Annotated in this window: 31 protein-coding genes; 4 read left to right on the forward strand and 27 right to left on the reverse strand. The window is 61.9% G+C overall.

Annotated elements, in window-relative coordinates; translation table 11 throughout:
* From K675_RS33185 to K675_RS0124940, 26 genes are all read right to left on the reverse strand, one after another.
* A partial coding sequence (locus tag K675_RS33185) for a DNA circularization N-terminal domain-containing protein (protein WP_157383987.1) occupies nucleotides 1–107 on the reverse strand: 107 nt, incomplete at its 3' end.
* Nucleotides 97–1854, reverse strand: coding sequence for a hypothetical protein (locus K675_RS31920; protein WP_157383988.1), 1758 nt, complete (start codon nucleotides 1852–1854; stop codon nucleotides 97–99). The genes K675_RS31920 and K675_RS33185, both read right to left, overlap by 11 nt.
* A gap of 130 nt (nucleotides 1855–1984) precedes the next feature.
* On the reverse strand, nucleotides 1985–2281 hold the full coding sequence (locus K675_RS0124820; RefSeq protein WP_026007905.1) for a phage tail assembly protein: 297 nt from the start codon (nucleotides 2279–2281) through the stop codon (nucleotides 1985–1987).
* Complete coding sequence (locus K675_RS0124825) at nucleotides 2278–2625, reverse strand: phage tail tube protein (RefSeq protein WP_010451233.1); 348 nt, start codon at nucleotides 2623–2625, stop codon at nucleotides 2278–2280. Before K675_RS0124825 ends, K675_RS0124820 begins: the two co-directional genes overlap by 4 nt.
* Before the next feature lie 68 nt (nucleotides 2626–2693).
* Nucleotides 2694–3278, reverse strand: coding sequence for a DUF642 domain-containing protein (locus tag K675_RS0124830; RefSeq protein WP_026145518.1), 585 nt, complete (start codon nucleotides 3276–3278; stop codon nucleotides 2694–2696).
* A 111-nt stretch (nucleotides 3279–3389) separates the two neighbouring features.
* On the reverse strand, nucleotides 3390–4886 hold the full coding sequence (locus K675_RS0124835) for a phage tail sheath subtilisin-like domain-containing protein (RefSeq protein ID WP_017906168.1): 1497 nt from the start codon (nucleotides 4884–4886) through the stop codon (nucleotides 3390–3392).
* Complete coding sequence (locus tag K675_RS0124840) at nucleotides 4886–5068, reverse strand: DUF2635 domain-containing protein (protein WP_017906169.1); 183 nt, start codon at nucleotides 5066–5068, stop codon at nucleotides 4886–4888. The genes K675_RS0124835 and K675_RS0124840 overlap by 1 nt, the downstream gene beginning before the upstream one ends.
* Nucleotides 5065–5649, reverse strand: a complete 585-nt coding sequence (locus K675_RS0124845; protein ID WP_017906170.1) for a phage tail terminator protein — start codon at nucleotides 5647–5649, stop codon at nucleotides 5065–5067. The genes K675_RS0124840 and K675_RS0124845 overlap by 4 nt, the downstream gene beginning before the upstream one ends.
* 81 nt (nucleotides 5650–5730) lie before the next feature.
* Nucleotides 5731–6741 carry a hypothetical protein gene (locus tag K675_RS0124850; RefSeq protein ID WP_017906171.1) on the reverse strand — a complete coding sequence of 337 codons (1011 nt, stop codon included), beginning with the start codon at nucleotides 6739–6741 and terminating at the stop codon, nucleotides 5731–5733.
* A gap of 10 nt (nucleotides 6742–6751) precedes the next feature.
* Entirely contained in the window at nucleotides 6752–6964 is a 213-nt protein-coding gene (locus K675_RS0124855; protein ID WP_017906172.1) for a tail protein X, read from the reverse strand.
* Nucleotides 6957–7340: a phage tail protein gene (locus K675_RS0124860; protein ID WP_017906173.1), complete on the reverse strand. Its 384-nt coding sequence runs from the start codon at nucleotides 7338–7340 to the stop codon at nucleotides 6957–6959. The genes K675_RS0124855 and K675_RS0124860 overlap by 8 nt, the downstream gene beginning before the upstream one ends.
* Nucleotides 7340–9574: a phage tail tape measure protein gene (locus K675_RS0124865; protein ID WP_017906174.1), complete on the reverse strand. Its 2235-nt coding sequence runs from the start codon at nucleotides 9572–9574 to the stop codon at nucleotides 7340–7342. The genes K675_RS0124860 and K675_RS0124865 overlap by 1 nt, the downstream gene beginning before the upstream one ends.
* A gap of 128 nt (nucleotides 9575–9702) precedes the next feature.
* Nucleotides 9703–10293: a phage tail assembly protein gene (locus K675_RS0124875; RefSeq protein WP_017906176.1), complete on the reverse strand. Its 591-nt coding sequence runs from the start codon at nucleotides 10291–10293 to the stop codon at nucleotides 9703–9705.
* An 86-nt stretch (nucleotides 10294–10379) separates the two neighbouring features.
* Nucleotides 10380–10886, reverse strand: a complete 507-nt coding sequence (locus K675_RS0124880) for a phage major tail tube protein (RefSeq protein WP_017906177.1) — start codon at nucleotides 10884–10886, stop codon at nucleotides 10380–10382.
* A complete protein-coding gene (locus K675_RS0124885) occupies nucleotides 10886–12052 on the reverse strand; it encodes a tail protein (RefSeq protein ID WP_017906178.1) in 1167 nt (388 codons plus the stop codon). Before K675_RS0124885 ends, K675_RS0124880 begins: the two co-directional genes overlap by 1 nt.
* A 2-nt stretch (nucleotides 12053–12054) precedes the next feature.
* Nucleotides 12055–12252: a hypothetical protein gene (locus tag K675_RS0124890; RefSeq protein ID WP_017906179.1), complete on the reverse strand. Its 198-nt coding sequence runs from the start codon at nucleotides 12250–12252 to the stop codon at nucleotides 12055–12057.
* 86 nt (nucleotides 12253–12338) lie between these two features.
* The gene (locus K675_RS0124895; protein WP_017906180.1) at nucleotides 12339–12575 is read right to left on the reverse strand and encodes a tail fiber assembly protein; all 237 of its coding nucleotides are present in this window, start codon (nucleotides 12573–12575) and stop codon (nucleotides 12339–12341) included.
* A 15-nt stretch (nucleotides 12576–12590) separates the two neighbouring features.
* Nucleotides 12591–13346 (reverse strand): hypothetical protein, encoded by a 756-nt coding sequence (locus K675_RS0124900; RefSeq protein WP_017906181.1) that lies wholly within the window; start codon nucleotides 13344–13346, stop codon nucleotides 12591–12593.
* 32 nt (nucleotides 13347–13378) lie between these two features.
* Nucleotides 13379–13921, reverse strand: a complete 543-nt coding sequence (locus K675_RS0124905) for a tail fiber protein (RefSeq protein ID WP_017906182.1) — start codon at nucleotides 13919–13921, stop codon at nucleotides 13379–13381.
* Nucleotides 13922–13989: 68 nt separating this feature from the next.
* Nucleotides 13990–14640, reverse strand: a complete 651-nt coding sequence (locus K675_RS0124910; RefSeq protein ID WP_017906183.1) for a phage tail protein I — start codon at nucleotides 14638–14640, stop codon at nucleotides 13990–13992.
* Complete coding sequence (locus K675_RS0124915) at nucleotides 14637–15632, reverse strand: baseplate J/gp47 family protein (protein ID WP_017906184.1); 996 nt, start codon at nucleotides 15630–15632, stop codon at nucleotides 14637–14639. Before K675_RS0124915 ends, K675_RS0124910 begins: the two co-directional genes overlap by 4 nt.
* Complete coding sequence (locus K675_RS0124920; protein ID WP_017906185.1) at nucleotides 15629–15961, reverse strand: phage baseplate protein; 333 nt, start codon at nucleotides 15959–15961, stop codon at nucleotides 15629–15631. The genes K675_RS0124915 and K675_RS0124920 overlap by 4 nt, the downstream gene beginning before the upstream one ends.
* 10 nt (nucleotides 15962–15971) lie before the next feature.
* The gene (locus K675_RS0124925) at nucleotides 15972–16583 is read right to left on the reverse strand and encodes a phage baseplate assembly protein V (protein ID WP_017906186.1); all 612 of its coding nucleotides are present in this window, start codon (nucleotides 16581–16583) and stop codon (nucleotides 15972–15974) included.
* A gap of 21 nt (nucleotides 16584–16604) precedes the next feature.
* A complete protein-coding gene (locus K675_RS0124930) occupies nucleotides 16605–17120 on the reverse strand; it encodes a hypothetical protein (RefSeq protein WP_017906187.1) in 516 nt (171 codons plus the stop codon).
* 20 nt (nucleotides 17121–17140) lie between these two features.
* The gene (locus tag K675_RS0124935; protein WP_017906188.1) at nucleotides 17141–17491 is read right to left on the reverse strand and encodes a phage holin family protein; all 351 of its coding nucleotides are present in this window, start codon (nucleotides 17489–17491) and stop codon (nucleotides 17141–17143) included.
* A 604-nt stretch (nucleotides 17492–18095) separates the two neighbouring features.
* The gene (locus K675_RS0124940) at nucleotides 18096–18839 is read right to left on the reverse strand and encodes a LexA family transcriptional regulator (RefSeq protein WP_080635398.1); all 744 of its coding nucleotides are present in this window, start codon (nucleotides 18837–18839) and stop codon (nucleotides 18096–18098) included.
* A gap of 191 nt (nucleotides 18840–19030) precedes the next feature.
* On the opposite strand from K675_RS0124940, the gene mutS reads away from it, so the two are divergent.
* Nucleotides 19031–21598, forward strand: coding sequence for a DNA mismatch repair protein MutS (gene mutS / locus K675_RS0124945; RefSeq protein ID WP_198291680.1), 2568 nt, complete (start codon nucleotides 19031–19033; stop codon nucleotides 21596–21598).
* Between the two features lie 141 nt (nucleotides 21599–21739).
* The gene (gene fdxA, locus K675_RS0124950) at nucleotides 21740–22063 is read left to right on the forward strand and encodes a ferredoxin FdxA (protein WP_011059555.1); all 324 of its coding nucleotides are present in this window, start codon (nucleotides 21740–21742) and stop codon (nucleotides 22061–22063) included.
* A gap of 473 nt (nucleotides 22064–22536) precedes the next feature.
* On the opposite strand, the gene K675_RS33190 is transcribed toward fdxA, so the two are convergent.
* Entirely contained in the window at nucleotides 22537–23178 is a 642-nt protein-coding gene (locus tag K675_RS33190; RefSeq protein WP_157383989.1) for a T3SS effector cysteine hydrolase SpvD family protein, read from the reverse strand.
* 318 nt (nucleotides 23179–23496) lie between these two features.
* Here K675_RS33190 and K675_RS0124960 point away from each other — a divergent pair, with 318 nt between their 5' ends.
* The gene (locus K675_RS0124960; RefSeq protein ID WP_017906192.1) at nucleotides 23497–24015 is read left to right on the forward strand and encodes an RNA polymerase sigma factor; all 519 of its coding nucleotides are present in this window, start codon (nucleotides 23497–23499) and stop codon (nucleotides 24013–24015) included.
* Nucleotides 24016–24108: 93 nt separating this feature from the next.
* Entirely contained in the window at nucleotides 24109–25083 is a 975-nt protein-coding gene (locus tag K675_RS0124965) for a FecR family protein (protein WP_017906193.1), read from the forward strand.
* Nucleotides 25084–25121 lie beyond the last annotated feature (38 nt).

The raw sequence follows: 25121 nt of genomic DNA on the forward strand, positions 1-25121 counted from the left end.
TCATGCAACTGGCCTTTCTGGCCGACCGGGGTCTTCGCCTGGTCGACCCAGAACGGCACGCCGCGAAACGACGCCGGCAACAGGCGATCCCGCCAGTTAGTCGCCATAGGCACCTCCAAGGGAAAGCGAGCGGTAGCCGACGGCAGGCGTCAGGCTCAGGCCCGGCTGGTTGGTCTGGGGTTGGTCGACACGCAGGCCCTGCGGCGCGTTTTCGAAACGCACGGTCAGGCCGCCTTCGAGTTGGGTGCGGTTGTTGGTGGCGGCTTGTCGCAGGAGCAGATTGGCATTCTGCGTCAGGCCCCCAGGCAGCAACGCGCTGCTTCGGGTGACATCAGAGTCCGTCGTCGAGAAATGACCCGCCGATTCATCAGCACCGCCAAAGAAGCGGCTGACTGCCCCTACCACACTGCTGATCAGGTCCCTGATCGGCTGGACGAAGGGCCTCAGCCTTTCCAGCAGGGAGGAGAAGAATTTGGGCAGCGCGTCAAACCTGGCCCTCAGGATCTCCAGGGGATCGCCACCGAACAACGTGTTCATGAAGTGGCGTACCGGCGCCGCCAGGGCTTCCAGTCCTCCTGTCAGATTACCCATCAGGGAAGTCAAACCGGTCCAGAACGTCTCGAAGACGGTCACCGGCGACCAGGCCGCGAAGATTGCCTTCAGACTGTCCCAGAACTGAAGCACACCATCGCGGACACCACTCCACAGCCCTTCGAAATATCCCCTGACTCCGTCCCAGATCCCACTCAGGTACAGCAGTGGTGACCAGGCATCGAAGGTCGTCTTGATGCTCGCCAGGAACTGAACGACGCCATCGACGACGCCGCTCCACAGTCCTGAAAAGTAGTTGCTGATACCGCCCCAGAGTCCTTTCAGGTACTCCAGTGGTGACAAACTGGCGAACCAGGTCTTGAGTTCACCCCACAGTTTGCCGACGCGCTGACTGATTTCCGCCGCTTTGTCGAGAAAGCCGCTTTTGACATCCGCCCAGGCCGCCGCCGACTTCGTCTTGAGTTCGTCGAGAAACTTGCCGGTGCTGGCGCTGGCGCTCTTCCAGCCACTGGATATGCCAGCACCCATCGCCCTGGAGCTGTCACGGGTCCACAGCACGGCCTTGCTCATGAGCCCCGAGAACCCGCTCATCAGGCCCATCAATGGCTTCCACGCCAACATGATAATTACCACAGCCCCGGCAACAGCCGCAGCAACCAACCCAATGGGCGATGCCAACACCCCCATCACCGTCGCCAAACCGATGGCCGCCCCGGTAATTACCGTAAACGCCAACGCCCCGGCAGCCAGTGCCTGCACCAACGCCGGGTTGTTGGCCACGAATTGCCCAAAGCTGGTTGCCAGGGGAATCAGCGCGGTAACAATGCCATCGAATGCCGGCAACAGCGCCTGGCCGATTTTCAGCGTAATCTTGTCGAATGCCTTTTCGAGCTTCGCCAGGTGCTGCGAAGTCGTTTCCAAATCCGCCTTTGGCACCTTCGGCGTCACCGGAGCCTTGTGTGTGACGGCCTTGTGAGCAACGAGCGGCCTGGGTGGCACTGCTACCTTCGGAACAGTGGGCAGCTTCGGCGCCTTACGCACCACTGCCGCCTGGGCCAGCCGATCCTGCTCCTTGATCGCAGCCTTGAGCCCATTGGTGAAGGGCGTCAGCAAACCGCCGCCCTTCAGGTTCAACTTGTCCAGCCCGCTCTCTTCAAGATCCTTCTTGAGCTTGCTGGCGTGGAGACGAATACCCGTCTCCTTTGCCTCGGTATTCTTCTTTTCCCCCATCGCAGCCATCTTCGCTGCGATGAGACTTTCGGCTTGCTTAGCATTTAAAAACGACTGTTTTTTTCTGGCCATCACTCCACCTGCTGCATCGCATTGATCCGTTGCGCGTGCTCCAGGGACTCCCGGAGCACATCCAGTGGCCTTGCCATCATCTGTTCGGGGTCGACCTTCCAGAACCAGGCCAGGTCATAGGCGACCGCAATCAGTTCGCCGATGGCTGCGATGCCGCACTCATGAAAAAACCGGCCACCGCCCAGCTCAAGGTATTGAGGTCGGACAGGTCCAGCTGGTTGACCGACGACGGCGGGATGCCGGCGCAGACCGCGATGTACTTGGCCGCGACATCCATGTCGAGGCTGACTTCTTCGCTCTTGTCGATCTTGTACGGCAGCGCCTTGATCGCCCGCACTTCCTGCACTGTCGGGCGGCGCAGGGTGAGTTCGTCGAGGGTCGCGCCGTGGGCTTCGATGGGCACCTGCAGCTTCATCGGCTCGCTCATTGCCAGGTCCCCTTGATGCCTTCGAATTTCAGTTCGATGGCCGCGTCGTCACCCTTGATGACCGGCTCCTCGACCAGGTAGGCACCGGCCAGGACGTAGACCTTGCCGTTGCTGAACTCGCAGGTGACGGTCATGTCGGAACCGGCGATCAGTTGCTTGAGCGGGAAGTCCGCGGTGTGCAGCGCGGTGACCTTGAAGGAGGGCGCGATGTCGGTTTCCTTGTAGAAACCCGGTACCACCGTTTCCCGTTTGACGGCCATCAGCGGTGCCTCGCAGCCGCCGTTGATGGTCAGTTGAGCGCCGTCCACTTTGACGTAGCAGGTGCCCGCAATCAGTTGACCCATGATGTATCTCCAAAAAATAAGCCCGCTCGATGGCGGGCTGGAATTGACGAGTGAGAATCGAGGCAGACTTATGGAATGCTCTCGACACTCACGTTATCGATGAAGGCGTAGTTGCTGTAGGGATTCTGTTCGTTGGAAAAAGCCAACGTGGTTTGCGGCGTAGTCGCCGTGAAGTCATAGGTAATGACGTCCCATACCACGGTCGACGAAGTGGCGACCGGCGTGTTGAAGGTGACGTTCTGACCAGCCACCTTGACCTGAATCACGCCACTACCCGAGCGACCGCCGTACACGACATTACCGGCACTGAACTTCAGCCGGTACCTGGCTCCCACGACCGTCGCAAAGTTCTGCTGGATGCCACCACCGTTCTGATAGATATAGTTGGCCAGGTCCACGATCACCGCACCATCGGCAGCGACGCCGTACGGAATGGAAGCCGCCATGTTGAAATACTCGGCACCGGACAGAAAGGTTGTCCAACCCGTGATGAAGTTGGCTTTTTCAGGCGTGTCCAGCACGCAACTGACCGCGCAGCCCGGCGATTCGAAACTGCCATTAACCAGCAGATTGGCGGCGGAAGCGGAGCCTGCCGCTCCCAGGACAACTGTCGAAAGCAGGCATTGACGCAGGTACTTCTTCAATACAGTCATTTTTTGACCTATCAAATTGGAATTGCCGATAAGGATGCAAACGACCTGTTCTCTCACCTTGAAACAGGCCACTCGCAGGACTCCGTTTTTACAGTCGACTCAGAATCCGATTCAGGCGGCCGCGTCGTACTGCAGACGGAACTGGTTGAGCAGCGCGAACACGCGCAGCCCGTTGACGTAGTCAGGCGGGAACAGCACGTTGACCCGACTCGGGTCCTGGCTGTCGCGTTCGACGATCAGGTGTTCGGCGAACAGTTCGGCGTTTTCCACGTGGCCTTCCAGTTCGAGCTTGGCGTACTGGGCGATCAGCTCACCGCGGATGGTGCTCGGGGTGACGATCGGCTGGCCGGCGCCGAAGCGGGTGCCGTCGGCGGCCAGCTTGTGGCGGCCGTACTTGCTGGTGATCACGCTTTGCAGGCGGCGCACGATGTAGGCCGACTGGTGCATGGTCTCGCTGTCCAGGTAGGAGTTGTCCGCCTGACCGTAGGCGTTCTTCTGGTAGGTGGTGATCGCCCGCTGGATGCGCACGTAGCCGCCTTCGTAATAGGCGGTGGCGATACCGTAGCTGAGCAGCGACTGGCGCTCGGTCAGGGTGAAACGCTCGCTGGCCGCGGCCGGCTCGATACCCGGCAGGCTGCCGCTCTGGGTCGGACGGCTGGCGTCGGCCGAGATGAACACCGAGGTACGCGCCGCCAGTGCGGCGGCCTGGACCCAGACGGGTTGTGGCACGCCCTGCTCCATCGCCAGCACGGTGACGTGCTGGTCGTTGCGGGCCTGGCCAGCAGCCACCAGGGTGCCGACGGTGCCACGCTTGGCGGTGTAGACATGACCAAACAGTTGCTTGGACCAGGACCAGCGACCGACGCTGTCATCCATCGCCGCCTGCCAGGCGTTCAGCGAGGCCACGTCGGACCAGGGCTGGCAGATGAACTCGAACGGCTCGTCGCCCAGCGCCGCGAGGGCCGCGACCTGGTCCGGGATACCGGCGCCACCGGCCATCTTCGCGCTGACGATGGTCAGGCCGGCCGGGGTTTCCTCGCCATTGCTCTTGCCCAGGCGGTTGAACTGCAGGCTGATGTCGTTGCCGCTGTCACCGGTCCATTTGCAGCTCAGGGTGACGGTGCCATCGGTGGCCACGGCACTGACTGGCAGGTCGGCGGCAGCGTTCACTTGCAGCGCCAGGGTGGTGGCGATCTGGGCGGCGGTCTGGCCGCTGACCACGGCGGTCTGCACACGGACACCACCGACATACAGGTTGAGCACGCCGCTTTCGGTGGCGGTGCCGGTCAGTTTCAGGTCGGCCTTGGCGATGGCGCCGGTGGTGTTGCGCAATGGCAGGCACCAGATCTCGCCGACCGGGTCGGCCTTGCGCCAGGTGTCGTACATGGCGGCGAGCATCGAGCCCTGACCGCCGATGCTCTTGGCCAGGGCGACGCTGGAGACCAGCACCAGGCTGCCGATTTCCGGGCTGGTGGCGTTGTCGTTGACCTGGGCGACGATCAGTCGACGCAGGGTCGACGACGCGCTATTGGCCGCCGAGTTGTCCATCTCGGCGTAGAACAGCGGAACACGCAGGTCCGATGGGATGTTGCTGAATCCGATAGCCATTATTGGGCTTCCTGTGGTTGTGCCGCTTGCACGGCGGAAAGGGTGATATCGCCATCGGCCTGACGGCGGCGCCACCAGGCGCTGTCAGCCACTTCGCGGCCGGTGGCCGGGAGCAGGTCGCCAGCCTCCGGGTCCGGTACGGCACGGCCGGCGGCCGGTACTACAGTGATGCGTTGGGTCATGGTTTTACGTTTCCTGAAAAGGCCAGCTCCAGGCGCCCGTCGGGGCCTGGGCGGTGCAGATTGGGGTCGGCGGGGTCGATGGCATCGACCCGCACCGTCACCCCGGTAAAGGACGGCAAGCCGTCCAGTTCACGCTCATGCCAGGTTTCCGCCGGGTCGGTGGCGTGGTTGCGCCCCAGTTGGAACTCGGCGAAGAAACGCAGGCGATAAAGCAAGCGAGTGGCGTTGATCGACACCAGCCGGCCGCCGCCGTATTGGAGCGGCGTGTAGAAGGTGTCGGGCTTGAACCCCACCAATGCCCGCCAGAGTTCGGCGCGCAGGCTGTGGAGTTGATCGAAAGGGGCCTGGCCGTTGCTGGCGTCGAGCACCAGAGTCAGTTCCAGGCGGTCGCGGACGGTCTGCCGGGAGACGTTCTGCGCGGTGTTCTCGGCGGCCAGATCGCAACGAAGGGTGATGAAGGCTGACGGGGTGGGCAGCGAGGTATTGCCTTGCAGCAGGTCCAGGTCGAGGCCGGTGGAAATGTGCTGGGCAAGGCTGGGGCATTCAGCACGCAGTTGCGTGATGATGGGGGTGATGTTCATGGGAAGATTCCAATTCGAATGGAAGGTACAACACAGGCCGGGCGAGTTACCTGTGGCCCCGGACGAAGGCACTGGAGCCCGCTAACGGTCCAGGCAACTGGCGGAAATGCTGCAGCGGTAGCTATTGGTGCGGTTGCCACTGGCGATCACCTTGTCGATGGACCAGCGGCCCTGCATGAAGTCCGGCCAACTGCTGTCCAGCGACACCAGCCCCTCGGCCGCCAGCGCCGGATTACCGGGGCAGTCGATACGCAACTTCAGCGCCTCACGCTCCATGCGCCGCACCTCGCCTTCGCCGGCCGCCCGTGCTTCATCCTCGGAGGGATAGCGCTGGCGAAGTTTCTTGAAGGGCTTGATGCCGGTCTCGACCACACGTTCACGTCCGGCCGCCGCATCCCACCAGGTCGTCTGGCAGCCCTGGTACTTGCCACGGCTGCTGTCGTCCAGGGTGGCGGCAATGAAGGCCGGATCGCCCGGACGGTTGTCGCGGGTCACCGAGAGAACGACGTCCTGCAACTGTTTACCGGACAGCGACTTGACCTGGCCACGCCGAGCCAGCACATACAATTCGTTCACCGGCTTGGTGACCGCGTCGAAACGGCGGGCGATCCGGGTGAGAAAGCCCATGTCGGTTTCATTGGACTGGTCCACATGAGTGATGCGGATCCCCTCCAGCTCCGGTGCCACCCGCGGCGAGAAACCGTGGCGGGAGGTCAGTTGCCGAAACAGCGCACCCAGGGTCGTCGGCCCGTGGCTGGCACTGCGGCGAGCCCTGAAGCCGGTTTCATCGGCGACCTTGAACGGTGCCGCGGTCGCCAGGAGGATCAGGCGCAACGGAAACAGCATGGGCGTACGCCGGGTGACAATGAATTCGCCCTTGTCGACCAGGCCGGACTCGCGGTAGCCGATGCGCAGCCCCACCTTGCCGCCCAGGCTGGGCAGCCCTGTCAGGCCTTCGATATCCACGGTCAGCTTGAGTTGGTCAGACTCGATGCCCGCGGCATCGGTGTATTCCCAATCGATCAGCCGTTCGTTGAGCAACGCGGCATTGACGCCATACAGTTGCACCTCGGGGGTGAATCCCAGGCTCATGGCAGGCTCCTCAATCCCAGGTCGATACCGGCGCGACACTCGGGGTTCGCGCCTCGACTTCCGGCAGGGTCACCCAGACACCGGCCGGCAGTACCGGACCGTATTCGGCAAGGCATGGATTGAGGCGCCAGAGCGCTTCCTCCATGACATCATCGCAACGTCCCTGCTCGCGATACAGCAGCAGATTCACCGAGTCACCGGCCAGGCTTCGTGCCCTACGCATTGACGAACTCCTTCAGTTGCACCGTCCAGTCGACGACCATGGCCGTGCCATCGTCGATGATCTGACCCTGGGTTTCCGACACACTGTCGATTCGCCAGAGCCCCCAATTGCGGCCGATACCATCGACCAGCGGCAAGGGCACGGCACGGGCCTGCAAGGCCCGCAGTTGATCGAGCCGCTCCATGCCGACGGCACCCATGGCCTTGCCAGTAATGGTCAGGCTCTCCAGGCCGGGCCCGGTCTGGCTGGACTTCGGTTTGCTCTGCAGGATGTCCAGCTCGACCCAGCCGCCAGCGGTACTGCGTACCAGTGTGCTGTAGGCGAAATCCCTGGAAAGGCCAAAGATGAAATCGCCCAACGCCATCTGCTGTCGCATCAGTCACCTCCATCGGTCAGGGCCGTACCGCGCCGTGCGGCAAGGGGGTCGGCCAACATCATCGGCACGAATTGCGCCTGCATTTGTTGCATCACGGTATCGGCCAACTGTCGGGCAGTGGCCTGGTCCAGGCCGTTGATCTGGATCACCGGGGCAAAAGTGACCTGGCGGTTGTCCGCAGGCTTGGTGGTCAGCTCACTGCTGACCGCCACCGGCACCGGCAAGCGGTCGCCAGGAGCACTGATCCTGTCACCCAGCTTGTCGCCCAGCCATGAGCCGAGATCGCTGCCGGCTATGCCTCCGAGCACGCCGCCCAAGGCACCGCCAATGGCCGTGCCGATACCTGGAAAAATCAGCGTGCCGAGAGCAGCGCCCGCCGACGCACCGGCAGAGGCGCCGGCCCAACCGCCACCGGCCGCGCCAACGCCGCTGAGCATCGATCTGGTATCGCCATCGCGTACCGCGTCGAATACCTGCATGCCGGCATCCATCACTCGCAGGGGGCCCGGCAGGCGACCACGCAAGGAGCGGGTTGCGGCCCTGCGGCGCCCACCGGGTGTCGGTGAGAGTGTGTTGATCGGGCGCGTCCCGGCAAACCCCAGCGTCAGTGAGGTGCCCCTGGCCGGACCGGTCGGCGGCTTACGCCGTGAATCCGGAGGCGGAGCCACTTTTCGGTTGGGCTGCGTCTTTTTCTGAACCTTGATATCGAGTTTGCCCTGGGACTGGTTTCGAGGTTTCTTCGGGGATCTGATCGTGGCATTACGGACCTTGGGGCCGCCTTTGCTCCGGCGGTTGCGTCGGTTCGGACGGCGAGAACGCTGCCCGGACGAACCGCCCTTGCCCTTCCTTTCGGGCCGCAACTGTCTGCCGATACGCCGATTGATCGCCGCCGCCGCTGTCTCCAGACCATTGGCGAGCATCGCCCCGGCCAGGGCCTTTAGCCCCACAGCCGTCAAGGCAACGACGGCGGCAGTCGCCGCCACCGCCAGCTTGGGCATGCTTTCGGCCAATCCACTCAAGCCGTTGACCAGCTCTCCCAGCGGTACCAACACCCCTTCAACCACAGGCGCAAAGGCATTGCCCAGCGTCGTGGAGAAGCGACCCAGGCTCGCCGAGAACTGGCTCCAGTGGCCCGACAAGGAATCCCCACCCTGCTCAGCCGCCTGGTTCAGGGCACTCTTGTCCCCCAGTACGGAACTCGCATAACGCCCCTTGTCGGCAACCTGGGCAAACGCCGTCTGCAACGGTGCCGGATCCTTAAGCAGCGGAAGCAGTTGCTCGTCATTGCCGAACAGGCTTTTGGCCAAACCGCCCTGCCTGTCGGCAGCAACGTTGCCCAGGGCCACGAGCAGGGAGGCCGTCGCAGCCACCGCATCGTGCTTCATCGCCTCGGACAACCCGTTGCGATCCAACCCGAGCTCGGCAAACGCGGCCTGCTGCTCCAGGGAGGCCTGAGGGCCCAGGGCAGCGCCGAGTGTCTTCAAGCTCCCGGTCGCCTGCTCCTTGTTCAGGCCGGCCTGCAAAAGCACGGCCGAAAACGCCGCCGTCTGTTCTGCTGAGAAACCGGCCTCGGCAGTGACGCTACCCGCTTGGCGAACGACCGCGCCGATATCCGTCGGCATGACCCCGAACTTCTGCGCCAGCAGGCTCGACGCATCCGCCAGATCCCGCACCTGAGCCTGATTGAGTTTCAAATCGGTGCGCCAACCGGCCATCAGTTCGCCGGACTGTTCGGCATCGATACGAAACGCCGAGGCCATAAGCGCGGCATCTCGAGTAAAACTCAGCACGGCTTCGCGCCGCTCGCCGGGATCGTCCAGCGCCTTGCCGATACCCGCCGTAACCGCGCCCCGTTCCACCTTCGCCAGGTCCACGGCGCTGATGCCCCTGGCGGCCAAAGGACGCTCGCTGGCCATCTTCAGATTGGCTTGCGACAGGGCTTCACGCTCGGTGCGCTCAAGCTTCATCACCACGGCCAGGTCGGCCATTGCCGTGTCCAGCGAGATCGCCGACTGCAGCACGTGTGGTGGCTTGCGCTCATCACCCGATGCGGTTTTGCCCGCAGCGGCCGTCGGCGCCGGTAGCGCACGGGAGGCGATCAGCGAGGTATTCAGCGACTCGATCGCCGTGCGCAACTGCCGTTGTTCGGCGGTCAACAGCGCCATCTGGGTACCGAGTGACGGATCGAGCCTGGCCCAGGGGTTGGGCAACCAGGCAATGCTATCTTGTGCCATCCGGCGCTACTCCTCTTTCAACCCCAGGCGTGCCACCGCTATGTCGTAGCGGCGCAACGCCTTCGCGGCGTCCCATTCGAGGATCTCCGCCTCGCTCGCCAGGTAGACGAGCGGCACGATATCGAGGATTACCTCGATGTCGCGCTCTGAAAGAAGGCCGCCGGTTTGTTTAAAAAATCGTCGATACGCACCTGCAACTGGGTCCAGTCAGGCACGGTGAGATGGGCCAGGTCCGGAATCATCAAGCCGGTGCAATGGGCGGTGATGAACTCGGCCCGTTCCTTGGCCGTCTTCAGCGTCTTCATGACCTTGGTCGCCCTCAGTGCGGGCATCTCCAGGGTCAGCGAACTGACGCTACGTCCGCCCAGGTCCAGAGGTTGCAGCAACGGTATCTGGTCCGGGCCGTTGTCCAGGTCAGCGTCCCGCAGCTCAGCGGCCTGCTCCAGGAAGTAACGCGTCGGACGCGTAGACATGTCGTGCACGTACTGGGCGATGCTCACGTAATCCGGACGCTTGAGCTGGTCGAGCACCTTGTCCGAAAGGCCGGTCGCGAGCTTGGCCAGTTCGAAGAACTGATCGTCTTCATCTTCGCCGGCACGCGCCAGGGCTTCCTTCTGCGCCGCATAGAACAAAGGCTTGAGCTGGATCTGCTCGATCTGCGAACCGTCATCGGCGGTAATCGGTGACAGCAGGCGATGCTTGGGGGGCATCCAGGACATGTAGTGAACTCCTCGAAGACGGATGGGGCCGCCTGCGACGCCATGGAGCGGGTCGCGGCAGCCGATGGAAAGCCGCGAAGAGCGGCTCAGGGCATCAGCACGGCACGGCGTGCACTGCCCAGGATGTCCACGCCGTTGAGCACGAACTTCTGCGTGCGCACATCGACATCGATCACCGGGACGCCGTTTTCCAGGCGGTTGTAGGTACGGCAGGAAAACTCGAGGGTGGTCTTGGGCTTGTCGCCCATTTTCAGGGTGCCTTCCTCGAGGGATTTCAGCTTGCCGCCAACGGTGTGGTAGACGAAGTAGGTGTTGCCATCCTGGTCCTGGCCCGCCTCGCGGACATTGAGCAGGATGTCCTCGCCCACGGTCACGCCCAGTGCCAGCATCAGCTCGGGGCCAGCGCCCTGCAGCTCCAGCTTGGCGGTCAGCGGCTTGCCGCTCTTGGCCATCTCCTCGCCGATGAAGCGCCCGCCTTGCATGGTCTCCATCTCGAACTCGATCTTCGGCGGGCTGAACGTTTCCACGGTGGCCGACAGCGGCAGGCCTTGGAGGGTGGCCGCAATGGCCTGTCTTACGCGGTTGGTAAACATTAGAGGACGTCCTCCAGGAACTGTTCGATGATTTCATCGCGGGCGTTGAGCTGGTAAACCATGTGCTCGTTCGGGGCGTAGCGGCCGTAGTCGATAACCACGAACCAGGTGCCGTTCTTGTACTTCTCGACGCTGTTCAGCTCGGGATGCAGGTAGACGCTGCCGCCCGGGATGGTTTCGTCGGCCACCAGGGTCTGCAGCCAGTCGTTGATGCGCTTGACCTCCTGTTCCATGAAGGACTTGGTGAGGTTGCGCGCCATGGCTTTCTGGCCGGCCTTGACCAGCTTGCGGCTGATGGCATCCTCCAGGCCGACGTAGCTGATGAACTTGCCGGTGACCGAGCGGTTGCCCAGCAGGGAGAAGCCGCCGAGCACGGTGCGGGCGTAGTAGCTGACACCGTAGCGGTTGAGCAGGTCGCCCTCGGTGGAGGTGTCGAGAATGTTGTATTCGACGACGCGGGACACGTCCTCGGCGAAGGTCACCTGGTTGCCCGGGCTTTCCCACTGCTTGACCTTGGCCAAGGCGGCGATGGCCAGGCTCGACGGTGCCAGGAACACGTTCTTCTTCGCCGCCTTGGAGTAGACGGCCGGCAGGTTGTGCACCAGCAGGCAACGGTCGAAGCCCAGCTCGGCACCGCCCAGTTCCTTGCTGTAGGCCACCTGGTCGGCGACCGGGGCATCCTTGCCATCGAGCACCACGCGGGCCTTGATGCGCTTGCCGAAGGCGGCGAACTCGCCGGCAACGGCCTTGGAGCCGGTGAAGCCCGGCGCACCGATGATGGTCAGGTCCTCGGGGACGCTGCCCAGGGCAGCCAGGCCCAGCTTGCGGCCGGTGGCCGGATCTTCGCCGCCGATCACGTTGTTCAGGGTATCGGCTGGGGTCGCGCCCTCTTCGACGATGACCACGTAGACCGGTACCTTGACCACTTTCAGGATCTGGTACACCGCCTGGAACAGGGTGCCGGCTTCGGCGCCGGTGGGGTCCAGCTGTGCCTGGGTGGTGAAGCTGTTCAGCCGCAGCGGGGTGTTGCGCGGCAGCAGGGCGCTGGCGTTCGGCGCGGTGCCGACCAGGCCGATGACGTTGTCGCCCAGGCCACCCATGGCCTCCGGCGATTCGGTGGCATTGACGGTGATGCCGTTGTGCTCGAAGTTCAAAACCTCAGCCATGGTTATTCTACCTTCCGGGTGGCGGCCTTCTTGGCCGGTTGGGTGTTCTGGGCCAGGACGCTGGACAGCTCCAGGCGCCCGGCGCTACGCAGCGCACTGGCCTCGACATCGAGCAGCTCAAGCTCCTGGCCGACGCTCGACCAGTGCCCGCCCCCGGTGGGGAACGGCACGATGACGGTGTATTTCTGGCGGTTGGACATTTGCGAATTTCTCCAGACGCAAAACACGAAAGCCCCGGGGTCGGGGCTGTGTGCAGGCGAAAAAAAACCGCTTTCGCGGCGGTGTATTACTTCAGGAATACGGGCTTTTCAGGCCAGACGATATCGTCTGGGTTATCTCCCTGGTCTGGAATATCACGCAAATGCTGGCGATAGGCAGTCAATGCAACTCGCTCGCTGTCAGCCAACGGATAATCGGCCATCAAGGCATAGTCGCTTGATGCAAGATCAACATCACGCGCTTCCCGGATCAACTCCCATTTGATAATGGGGTGAAGAGAAGGTGTTTGAAAAATGGGCTTCATGAAAACTCCTTAACCTTACGAACTCATCGCCAACATTGTTCCCCAATCTCCAGGGTGCGTCACAACACCTGTGCAGGCACCTGCCAGCATGACTTCAAGAACGCCAGTGGGAGAGGTACGCATAGGATGCAGGTGGTAGTAAACACCAAAGATCTTTGTAGGAACGATGATCGAGGAGCACCAACGCCACTTACCGATCTCTGTCCCGACCGCCCAAGCGCCCGACACACCGCCTTCCAACACTCGCACAAAGGCACCAATCGTCAGGTAGGAGTTCTGTGGCACGGCTGCAGCACCAGCGGAAACGGCACTGTCTGAAGCATAGGGGAAAGCAAGATAGGGGCTGGCGGAAGCAATGCTCCATTTCATCTGCCAGACATGAGCGGGTGTCCGCCAATAATCGGATGCACGGATATCAAAGTCGGGGAACTGTTCACGCACATCTGCCTGGACCTTGAGCAGAAATTCAACATCCGGTGCAGGCCTCCCTGTCGCCTGGGATGTGGTTGTAATACTGCGCAATTTGGTTACAGTGATATCCTGGTGAACACCCCAACCATCAATCATCGTTCCCGCTGCATTCGGCGCCAGGATAAAATTCTTGGTTGCCAACAACCGCGGCAACCGATTCTTGAGATCATCAAGCTGATGTTCATAGGACTGACGTGCAGCTGTCAGAGCATTATCGATATCACCTATCTTACTATTAACCGTATTGGTCAGATTATTCGCTGCGCTCACCAACGAGGCAATTTGCTGTTCAGTACTCAAAATATATTTTCCTTATGTTAATCGAATAACTTTCAGGATGACACCGCTCGCTTTTCAATTTCCATAACTCGAAACAAGAGCCCAAGCTGTCGCGCCATACTATCGACACTTGCAGCAGAAAGAGTCGCCAACTCTTCCACCATCAAGATGTTGAGGTTTTCAGACCCGACAACTACCGTCACACTGTTTCGTGGAAGAGCGGATATATCCAGCGTGAATTTTTGCAGCACACGGGCCGCCGCCGCCTTGTAGGTCAGCAAGGTGCCCGCCTCCGAATACACCGCCAGCAAGGTGCCGCTGGCGAGGTAGAAGCCGAACTCGCCGATTTCATATTCGTCAGGGCCATCGAACAGCGCGGCCATACGAAGTTGTTGGGCACCCAGGTCCTCGTAGTCGATGATCGCCACCCGCTGACGCTCGTCGCGCAGGGCGGTCTCGCTACCGTTCGGGTCATAGCGCGCGGTCCCGGCGCCAATGTGGGTGATGCTGCCTTTCAAGCCCTGGTTTCTTGCCTGCAGCACTTCAGCCAGGCCGGCGGAAGTGAAGCGAACCAGGCGCGTAATGTCTTGTGTCATGGCTGCGCCTTGAAGTTGTCGTATGTAGGAAGGGGCACCGGCCCCGTCGATCGCGTCTGCCCATCAACTCAAGGCAGTACCGCACTGAGGAAAAGCTCGCCGTCGCCGAATGGCTGATGAGTGCCACTGCCGATACCCAGCGCCGCTCGCAGCCTCAGGTCAGGCAACACGCCTTCGAGGCTGTCGTCGTGGACACTGAGCGGGCTGTCGACAGCAGCAGCGACCTGCACGCCCCCACGGGTTTCATGCACGATGGTGATGGTGCCCAGGTCACGCTCGCTTTTTGCCGCGTTGATACGGCGAATCAAGCGGTTGTGATCACCGCTCGACCAGGTGCGCCCAATGATTGCCTGCACGTCGAAGGTGTACGGAGTACCTCGGGGATGCTGCTCGTACCATGCGTAGATGTTCGGCGTGAAGCCCAGCGATTCCACCGCATGACTCAACGCCTTGCGTACACCAGCCTGGCGCTGGATCTGCCAGGAGAGAGAAACCGTCAGGCGTTTTTCGGTCTCGCTGGCTTGCGCATCCCACTCACTGACACCTCGGTCCGCACCCAGATAGGGCAGGAACCCGACGGGTGTCTGCAACGGATTCATCAGTTCGGGAAAAGGCGGGACGATGCGCTCGAGCAGTTCGCCGAAGGCCAGGTCGAGGGCCTTTTCCAAGGGCGAGCTGTTGGCGGGCAACAGGCTGGCGGAGGCTTTTTCTTCCGTCATAGCGTCAACACCTCAACCTCGACACCCGTGCAATAGGGCGCCTGGAACGCCGTGGTGACGATGGGCTCACGCGGTTCGAGAATCTCGACCTGCACCGCGCCGGCACTGTGCAGGGTATAGTCGATCCAGCTCGGCTCGACGCGCCCCTCCAGCCGGTGGCAGGCCTCGGCATAAGCCTTCAATTGACGGACCGCCGCCAGTTGGGTGAGCCCCGAATCGGGTCCACCATTGATCCTGGCCACCACGCGGATCCTGTAGTCCTTGATCTCGGCGCCCTGGACGCTCACCAGATCCGTCTCCGGCCTGACATCGGGCCGGGAGAAATGACTGCGCACCCGTTCGAGCAATTCGGCCGACGGCGTACCATCGCCGCTACGTCCCAACACGGTGACCATCACCTCGCCAGGCGCGGTACGCCGACCGTTGCCGTCCTTGACCTGCGCGGCATAGCCATCCGGGTCGAAGGTGTAGGTGACCGCCACCACGCCTGGTGAAGTGCCTTGCACCTTGACCGTGGGCCGCTCGCCCAGCGTGAACACCTCACGACGATACTGCATGCGCGACCCCGCCGCCGGAGCATGGGGCGCCAGGTAGTAACGCAGGCGGGCATCGTCATCACTTTCATGGAGGGGGGGTACCGGCGGGAATGCCGTCGGGTCACCCGGGTCCAGCAACTGCCGCTCCAGCCCCATGTCCGCCAGACGCGCATCGAGGTTGCTGCCGGTGGCCCACCAGGCCAGCATCTGCCTGATGCGGGCGTTGTACTTGCGCTCATGGCTCTGCAGGCGCACGCAGAAGGCCTCGAGGGCCATGGTCAGCAACTCGCTTTCATTCTCAAGGCTGACTTTCAGCTTGGCCGCACTGTCGGGGGAGCGGGCACTGACGTACTCGATGACAAAGGTCTTGAACTCGGCAAGCAAGTCCTCGAACACGTCGACATTGACGATCTCCGGCTCCGCCAGTTGGTTCTGCCCAGGGATCAGCATGCTCATGTGACTACCTCGAATGTCTGTTGACGGTTCTTCCAGGTCCCGGCGAAACGCAGCAGCAAGCCGGCGCCCTGACGGCTGGCGACGATGACCTGCGGGACGAAGTCGCCAATACCGTTGGCCTGGTTGTAGAACGCCTGCGCCGCGTGGCTCTGGGCCAGCAGCAGCAGGTCGTCGCCGAGGTTCCGCCCCAGCAACTCGGGAATCTGCGAACCGTAGGAAGGCCGCTTCTGGCGGGTCCCCAGGGGCGTGGTCAGCGCACGGGTGGCGCGTTGCACGAATTGAAGCCAGTCGTCGACCGTGGCTCCGCTGTTTCTGTCGACTCCGATCAAGGTGGGCTCCTCATGCGGTGCTGATGACCCGACCCTGGTGATCCACCAACGGGCCGAGCAGATGAGCGCCGGCGGCATCAAGGGTCAACCCCACCGCCCCCAGCTTCAGTTCGATGGACTGCGGGGTCAGCGCCAGACGTGCAGGCCCCAGGGTCAACTCGACGACTTCACGGCTACCGCGGAAGGCGGTTCCGCCGTTTTTCCAGTCGAGGACATGGGCGCTGTCGTCGTAGCGGCTCTCGGTACCGTCCTTGTGCAGTCGGCGCGTCAGGTTGGCCGTGGCCGCAACAGGCGGAAAGCGATCACTGTTGATGCCGAACAACGCCACCGACTGGCTGCCGCCCTCGCCTGCGCCATAGTTCAGCAGCAGGCATTGCTCACCCACCGAAGGGATACGCGACTCGCTCTGTTCGCCAGCGCTGGGATTGAAGAAACGGATCGCCGGGGTCAGCAGGTCGCCGTGGCTGACCTTGCAGGTGTTGCTCGGCGCATCCACCGAGACGCATACGCCGATACGGCAGAAACTCTCGGCCCGCCGATGCAGGTCGTCGATTTCCGCTTCCATTTCGGCCAGGCGCTCGATGATCGGGCTCAGTTGCATGCGTAGCAGTGCATCGAACATCGGGGGCTCCTTCGCCGCTTGCTAGGGAAGCGGCGTGTATTGATCGGGGTCGTCGAGATTGGTCACCTCCCAGCTCCGGGCAAACCTCGGAATACCGGTCGGGTCATCCAGCAGGGGCTGGCCCAGGTAGAGGGTCTGGTTGAAGGTGATCGTCCAGCCGCCATAGACCTGGTCGGCAACGACAAGCGTCGAAGGCGCGCCCTGGATAGCGGTCGGCAACTCACACTGCCCTACCGCTCCCCAGCGGTTATCGATGACAAGGTCGATCAACTGACTGGCCAGGTTGCAGGCCGACAAGGTCGCATCCATCTCCTGGGTGGATACCACCGTCTGTAGCGACAGGCTGAAATCATGGGCGCGACGGCCATCGCCGGCACGAACGCCAGCACTGTCGCCATCGATGCCGATCAGCACCCAGGCAGGCACCACCACACCGTCGAAGTCGCGACGGGTGCCGACTCTTAGCTGCGGGTAGGCGGCCTTGATCACGTTCTTGATGCAGGAGAACAGCATTGCCGGGCTATCGATAAGGTTCATGTGCGGTTCCTGTTGCGATATCACGGCTGATCCGATTGAGAGCTGCGTACAACCGGCTCATCGACACCGATACGCCTGGCCGCCCAGCGCTCGTAAAGGCCGATGGCAACATCCGCGCCAGCCATGGCGGTCAGGCAGCCAAAGGCGCCGGCGGTCCAGATCGACACGCCGGCGGCGTACAGCAGCATGATGGTCGAGACGCCGCAGACCATGCAGGCGCCGGAACGCAGTGCCAGGCGCCGCAACAGCGGCCAGCCGCGGGCGCCCTCCTTGTCGGCGCGCCACATTTCGCCGGATACCCCGCCGATCACGGCCAGCACGATGACCAGCCAGATAGGCATGTCCGCCAACGCTTGTTGCTCGCTTGTCATGTCACGCCTCCTGTTAATGAAAATGGCCACTCACTGGCCGTTGATGGTTTGGCTTGTCGTTCAAGATGAAAGGTTCTCGTGGAAGCCCATGTTCCCTGGGCATTCCAAAAGGCCCGGATCTGCCAGGCCCTTTGGTAATGCCGGCGCCCGCTCCGGCCCCGCACGCCTTTCGGGCGAGCGAGGGAGACGCGATTCGGACGCCCGATCCTTCGGCGCTACTGGCGCGGTACGGATCGATTCAAATTGTTCTTCCGACCGCGGCCCCTGCCCGCCGGATAACTGCTTACGGTGCTTTACGCTGCACACCCGGGTCAGTTGCCAACCCTCTGAACCGTCAAGGCCGGTTCATCGCTGCCTGTTCTTTGAAGCGGTACGACTAAAGAGCTTCGGGGACACCCCCTGGCATCGCTGCCCTTGGCTGGCCTTTCCGGCCGGCTTGAGACAAAGAATATGCATGGATGCATATACAGTCAATGCATAAATGCATTTATTTTTGCACGCCAAATGCACAAACGCATGGAGGCCGCGTCGATCAAGGGGTTGGTCTTTTTTCCGGGCGAAAAAAAACCCACATCGCTGTGGGTTTTTTCTGAATCAGAGGGGACTAACGGGCGTACATGCCCCACCAGAAGACGTGGCCGAGGATGGTGATCTGCTCTTCCTGGATCTCCTGGAAGGTGTAGTCCTCATCCGGGTGCTCGTCGCGGTTGAAGCTGCGCAGGCGGATGCCGGTGGGCAGGCGATAGAGCTGCTTCACCCGCAGTTGGCCGTTGTGGTTGATCGCGTAGAGATCGCCGTCGACGATGTCGCCGATGGCGCTCTTGCCGGCGTTGACCCCGACCGTCGCGCCGTCGCGCAGCACGGGCAACATGCTGTTGCCGCGCACGGTCACGCACTTGGCCTGGTCGAACTGCACGCCGTTGTGGCGCAGGCTGCGCTTGCCGAAGCGCAGGCTGGCCTTCTCGCTTTCCTCGATGACGAATCTTCCTGATCCAGCAGCCAATTCAACCTCGCGAAGAAAGGGCACGGACACCTCGTCTTCCTCGACGGGGGTGTCGTCGTCCCACAGGCTTATATCCTTGAGTTCAGAGTGAAGCGGGCCCTGCTCCGGGTCGCGGGCGGCGCCGATATCGGCACGGCCGCGCAACTGGTCGGTACTCACCTGGAAATACTCGGCGATCTTCGAGATGTGCTTGTCCGAAGGGTCGACGATCTTTCCGCTGAGTATGCGCGACAAGGTGGATTGGGGCACGCCGGTACGCCGGTGAAGCTCCGTGGGGGAGATCCCGTGACGATCGAGCAGTGCTCGTAGGACGGTAGAAACGTTGCGTATTTGCATAACGCGCATATTGATTGGGCTTTGCTTGAATAGCAAATGCTAATTTGCATATTTAATGCATAAGTGACGCATCAGCAGCAAAAAGCCATACCTGCGGAGCGCCAAGCGCCCGTGTTAACCTTGCGCCCATCGCAAGGCAAATGCCCATTTTTGCCCATCCATTTTTCAAGCTATCACCTATCCCACTGATGAATAAGCCAATTTCCGATCTGTCCGCGCACACCCCGATGATGCAGCAATACTGGCGCCTGAAGAACCAGCATCCCGATCAGCTGATGTTCTACCGCATGGGCGACTTCTACGAGATTTTCTACGAAGACGCGAAGAAGGCCGCCAAGCTGCTGGACATCACCCTGACCGCTCGCGGGCAGTCGGCCGGACAATCCATTCCGATGTGCGGGATTCCGTTTCACTCGCTCGAAGGCTACCTGGCCAAGCTGGTGAAACTCGGTGAATCGGTGGTGATCTGCGAGCAGATCGGCGACCCGGCGACCAGCAAGGGGCCGGTGGAACGCCAGGTGGTGCGGATCATCACCCCCGGCACCATCAGTGACGAAGCCCTGCTCGACGAGCGCCGCGACAACCTGATCGCCGCCGTGCTCGGCGACGAGCGGCTGTTCGGCCTGGCGGTGCTGGACATCACCAGCGGCAACTTCAGCGTGCTGGAGATCAAGGGCTGGGAAAACCTGCTGGCCGAGCTGGAGCGGATCAATCCGGTGGAGCTGCTGATCCCCGACGACTGGCCACAAGGCCTGCCGGCGGAGAAGCGCCGTGGCACCCGCCGTCGCGCACCGTGGGATTTCGAGCGCGACTCGGCACATAAAAGCCTCTGCCAGCAATTCGCCGTACAGGACCTCAAGGGCTTCGGCTGCGAAACCCTGACTCTGGCCATCGGCGCCGCCGGCTGCCTGCTGGCCTACGCCAAGGAAACCCAGCGTACCGCCCTGCCGCACCTGCGCAGCCTGCGCCATGAACGCCTGGACGACACCGTGGTGCTCGATGCCGCCACCCGCCGCAACCTGGAGCTGGACATCAACCTCGCTGGCGGTCGCGACAACACCCTGCAATCGGTGGTCGACCGTTGCCAGACCGCCATGGGCAGCCGCCTGCTGACCCGCTGGCTGAACCGTCCGCTGCGCGACCTGAAGATCCTCAGCGCGCGCCAGGCCTCCATCGGCTGCCTGCTGGAGGGCTACCGCTTCGAGCGGCTGCAACCGCAGCTCAAGGAAATCGGCGACATCGAGCGGATTCTGGCGCGGATCGGCCTGCGCAACGCCCGTCCCCGCGACCTGGCGCGCCTGCGCGATGCCCTCGGCGCCCTGCCACAACTGCAGGACGCGATGCTCGAACTGGAAGCTCCGCACCTCAAGCAACTGGCCGCCACCGCACGTACCTATCCGGAACTGGCGATCCTGCTGGAGCGCGCGATCATCGACAACCCGCCGGCGGTGATCCGCGACGGCGGCGTGCTGAAGACCGGCTACGACGCCGAACTGGACGAACTGCTGTCGATCAGCGAAAACGCCGGACAGTTCCTGATCGACCTCGAAGCCCGGGAAAAGGCCCGCACGGGCCTGGCCAACCTCAAGGTCGGCTACAACCGCGTGCACGGCTATTTCATCGAACTGCCGAGCAAGCAGGCCGAATCGGCGCCGGCCGACTACATCCGGCGCCAGACCCTCAAGGGTGCCGAACGCTTCATCACCCCGGAGCTCAAGGAGTTCGAAGACAAGGCGCTGTCCGCCAAGAGCCGCGCGCTGGCCCGGGAGAAAATGCTCTACGAAGCGCTGCTGGAAACCCTCATCGGCGAGCTGGCACCGCTGCAGGACACCGCCGCCGCGCTGGCGGAGCTGGATGTGCTGAGCAACCTCGCCGAACGCGCGCTGAACCTGGACCTGAACTGCCCACGGTTCGTCGACGAACCGTGCATGCGCATGAACCAGGGGCGTCACCCGGTGGTCGAGCAGGTGCTGACCACACCGTTCGTCGCCAACGATCTGGCCCTCGATGACAACACCCGCATGCTGGTGATCACCGGCCCGAACATGGGCGGTAAATCCACCTACATGCGCCAGACCGCACTGATCGTATTGCTGGCTCACATCGGCAGCTACGTGCCCGCCGCCAGTTGCGAGCTGTCGCCGGTGGACCGGATCTTCACCCGGATCGGCTCCAGCGACGACCTGGCCGGTGGCCGTTCGACCTTCATGGTGGAAATGAGCGAAACCGCCAACATCCTGCACAACGCCACCGAGCGCAGCCTGGTGCTGATGGACGAGGTCGGTCGTGGCACCAGTACCTTCGACGGCCTGTCCCTGGCCTGGGCCGCCGCCGAGCGCCTGGCGCACCTGCGGGCCTACACGCTGTTCGCCACCCACTATTTCGAGCTGACCGTGCTGCCGGAGAGCGAACCGCTGGTGGCGAACGTGCACCTGAACGCCACCGAGCATAATGAGCGGATCGTCTTCCTGCACCACGTGCTGCCCGGCCCGGCGAGCCAGAGCTATGGCCTGGCGGTGGCGCAATTGGCCGGCGTACCGGGCGACGTGATCCGTCGTGCCCGCGAGCACCTGAGCCGCCTGGAGACCACCAGCCTGCCCCATGAGACCCCGGTGACCAAGCCCGGCAAGCCAGCGGTACCGCAACAGAGCGATATGTTCGCCAGCCTGCCCCACCCGGTGCTGGACGAACTGGCCAAGCTCGACCTGGACGACCTGACACCGCGCCGTGCACTGGAAATGCTCTACTCATTGAAGACACGGATCTAACGCAGACGGCCGCAAGCTGCTAGAATCTCGCGCGGCTTGGGAAGCTGCGGGCTATTAGCCTGGTTCGCAGAGCCACTCCCAAGCCCAGCGAGCCCGTCCTGACAGGGTTTTCGCCGCCGCCGCCTGAGGAGAAAATTAGAAATGACCTTCGTCGTCACCGACAACTGCATCAAGTGCAAGTACACCGACTGCGTAGAAGTCTGTCCGGTGGACTGCTTTTACGAAGGCCCGAACTTCCTGGTGATTCACCCGGATGAGTGCATCGATTGCGCACTGTGCGAGCCGGAATGCCCTGCCGTGGCCATCTTCTCCGAAGATGAGGTACCGGAGGAAATGCAAGAGTTCATTCAATTGAACGTCGAGCTCGCCGAAATCTGGCCGAACATCACCGAGAAGAAGGATCCGCTGCCGGACGCCGAGGAGTGGGATGGCGTCAAGGGCAAGATCAAGGATCTCGAACGCTGAGATCCGGTGTGTTTCCGAAAAAGGCCCCTTATAGGGCCTTTTTGCATTTCAGTGCCGGGGCCGGCACTTTTCTATAGGCAAAAAAAAGGGGCGGTGTAACCCGCCCACATTTTTTCCCTAGTCCCTTTTTTCCCTTTCATCATCCTGATGAATCGCATCCTGCGATGTTCCTCTCAGCGATCCTCCATGATCGCCGTGTCTATCCGTCGACACAGGGCTGATATTAATGACTTTCAGATCGCCCGCAAGGGGCCCCAACGGCACACGGGGAGTTTTCGGGCCCATTAGCTGATTTAAAAAACACTTTAATTTCAATTGGTTAAACAGATCTCTCGACAATCTGCAGCGCTATTCATCCTTGATCGCTTACGCAAAGCGTAAGTAAAGGCTTACACCGCCAGACAACCAAAAAAGAACGTCCGGAGCGGTGCAGGGTCAACCGGGTCGCTGCTCTCGAAGGCCTGCCCCGAGTGTCAGGAGTAGACATAAAAATGGCTGTTGGCTGGAAACCTGTCGGTCAGCCTGTCGGTGGAGGGCATGGTATCGGATGTTTTCCAGGTATCGACAAACTGCACGCAGGGCTTTGCGTCATCATCCAGCAGGACAACGGCATTGAAGTCATGCCCGACTTCGAGAAAGCCCACATAATAGTCTTCAACGGCAACGATAAAGAACATCTCCCCATCGACCTCATATCGCCGGAGAATTTCCTCAGTCACCTCCCGCAAGGAGTGAAGACAACAAGAGCCTTTCAATCGCTTGCCAAATACAACCTCGTGAACAACCTGGCTTTCAAAGCCGACAAAGGGAGAACTCGTATTTTCCACACTCAGAATATTCAGCCGATTGATAGCATTATAATGGAAGGCCGCAGCGAGCACCGCACAGTTCCCGGAATAGTGAATACGCGTGTTGTTCACAAACGCCGCCATGTCAGCCAAAGCCTTTGGATCTGGCCTTTCAGGCAGCTCACGTGGATATTCGTCGAGATGCAGGGCATCTTTTATTCTTTCTACGTCCCATTCCTCTCCCTGGGTCGGCTGCCTGTTTCTTATCTCATGGAGAACCTCCAGCGGTCTGCCATTCTGAGAACTGATCCCCCCCATGACTTTCATATTTACGCCCGAGTAGTTTTTTAAAAAAAATAGGACAGGAAACCAGGGAAAAGACACTAAAAAACGCCCAGACCAGAAGTAACGTCTTCATCGCCAAGCCGCCCCCGAAAATTTGGAACAGGTGCACTCCAGACACTCGAAGTCCATCTTAAGCATTAATAAAGCAATTTTCAGCCATACAGATACCTCACACGGCATGTGTCAGATACACCTGCCACCAGACAACAGTACCCCTTGCCTGACGACAGAAAAACGGGCCCTTGACCGTGAATATAAATGATAAATATTATCATTACATAAATCCGCTCAGGTGCCGTCGTGACGCAATCCCAGTTCAATCAGGTCTTCCTCACCCAGCGGCTCACGTTGCTGCGTACGCTGCAACGCATGGTGCAGAACCCCAGCACCGCCGAGGATCTGTTGCAGGAGACCTACCTGCGGGTCACCCGTGCCCTGAGTGAACGCTCCATCGATCATCTCGAACCCTTCGTGTTCCAGACCGCCCGCAACCTCGCGCTCGACCATCTGCGCGCGCGGCGCATCCAGTCGCGTACGCTGATGGAGGATGTGCCGCTGGAGGTGGTGGAAAGTGTCGCCGCCCCGCTGAGTCTCCCGGAGGACGCCACCCATGCCGAACAACTGCTGGAGCGCCTGAGCGTGAGCCTGGGTCAACTGACTGCCCGCCAGCAGCAGATCTTCATCCTCAGCCGCCTGCACGGCTACAGCTACCAGGAGATCGCCGAACGCCTGGAAGTGTCCCTGAGCACCGTGCAAAAGGACCTCAAGCTGATCATGGCCATCTGTATTGGAGTGGCCGAACGCCTGGATCCCCCTTAAGCTTGCCGCCAAGCCCAGGCCCCATAAGATCTGCCCACTCCGAAAAAGCGAATCACCGACCCAGACCGTGACAGCGATTGCCGAGGAACACCCGTGACGGACAGCCACAACCTGCCACCTCCCGAAGCCGCCCGGCGAGTGTTGCCAGACGACGCCATGGACCAGGCGCTGGACTGGCTGATCGCGATGGAATGCCCGACAGCCAGCCAGCGTGCCGAATTCGATACCTGGCTCGCCGCCGACCCGGCCCATGCCCAGGCCTATGCCCGAGCCAGCAGCGCCTGGAATGCGCAGCCGGTGATCGCCGCCGCCCAGGCGTTGCAGGCGAACACCCGCCGGCGCGCCCCCCTGTTGCGACGCCTGCGCCCGCACTGGAAGCCCCTGGCGACCGCCGCGGTGCTGCTGATCGCCATCGGCACCTACGGCAACCTGCCACTGCGCCTGCAGGCCGACCACCTGACCGTGGCCGGCGAGCGCCAGCACCTGCAACTGGAAGACGGCTCGAAGGTCCTGCTCAACACCAACTCGGCGTTCTCCAGCCGTTTCACCGCCCAGCAGCACCTGGCCCGCCTGTACAAGGGCGAGGCCTTCTTCGAGGTGTCCGGCCAGCGCGAGCATCCGCTGGAGATCGAGGCCGGCCCGGTCCAGGCCAGCGTCCGCGACACCGCCTTCGCCGTACGCTACCTGGACGGTGAGGCGCAGGTGCAGGTCCAGCGCGGCGATGTCGACCTGCGCACCCGTGACGACAGCGCCCGCCTGCGCCTGTCCGCCGGCAGCAGCGTGCGGATCGGGCCCCATGGTTTCAGTCGTCCGGAAAAACTCGATGCCCAGAAGGACCTGGCCTGGGTGCAGGGCCGACTGGTGTTCGAAAACTGCCCGATGGGCCAGGTGCTGGCCGAGTTGCGCCGCTACTACCCGGGGTGGATCGTCAATAACAACGAGCAACTGGCCAAGGTCGCCGTCACTGGCAACTACCGCCTTGACAAGCCCCTGGACGTGGTCCGGTCGCTCGCTCACATTACCTCCGCGCGGGTCTCGGAATACCCCGCACTGGTGATTCTCAACTGACTGAAAGTTTTTTTACTCGATAGCGACCGACCATTCGT

The sequence above is a fragment of the Pseudomonas fuscovaginae SE-1 genome (assembly GCF_000364705.1).
GTDB lineage: Bacteria > Pseudomonadota > Gammaproteobacteria > Pseudomonadales > Pseudomonadaceae > Aquipseudomonas > Aquipseudomonas fuscovaginae_A.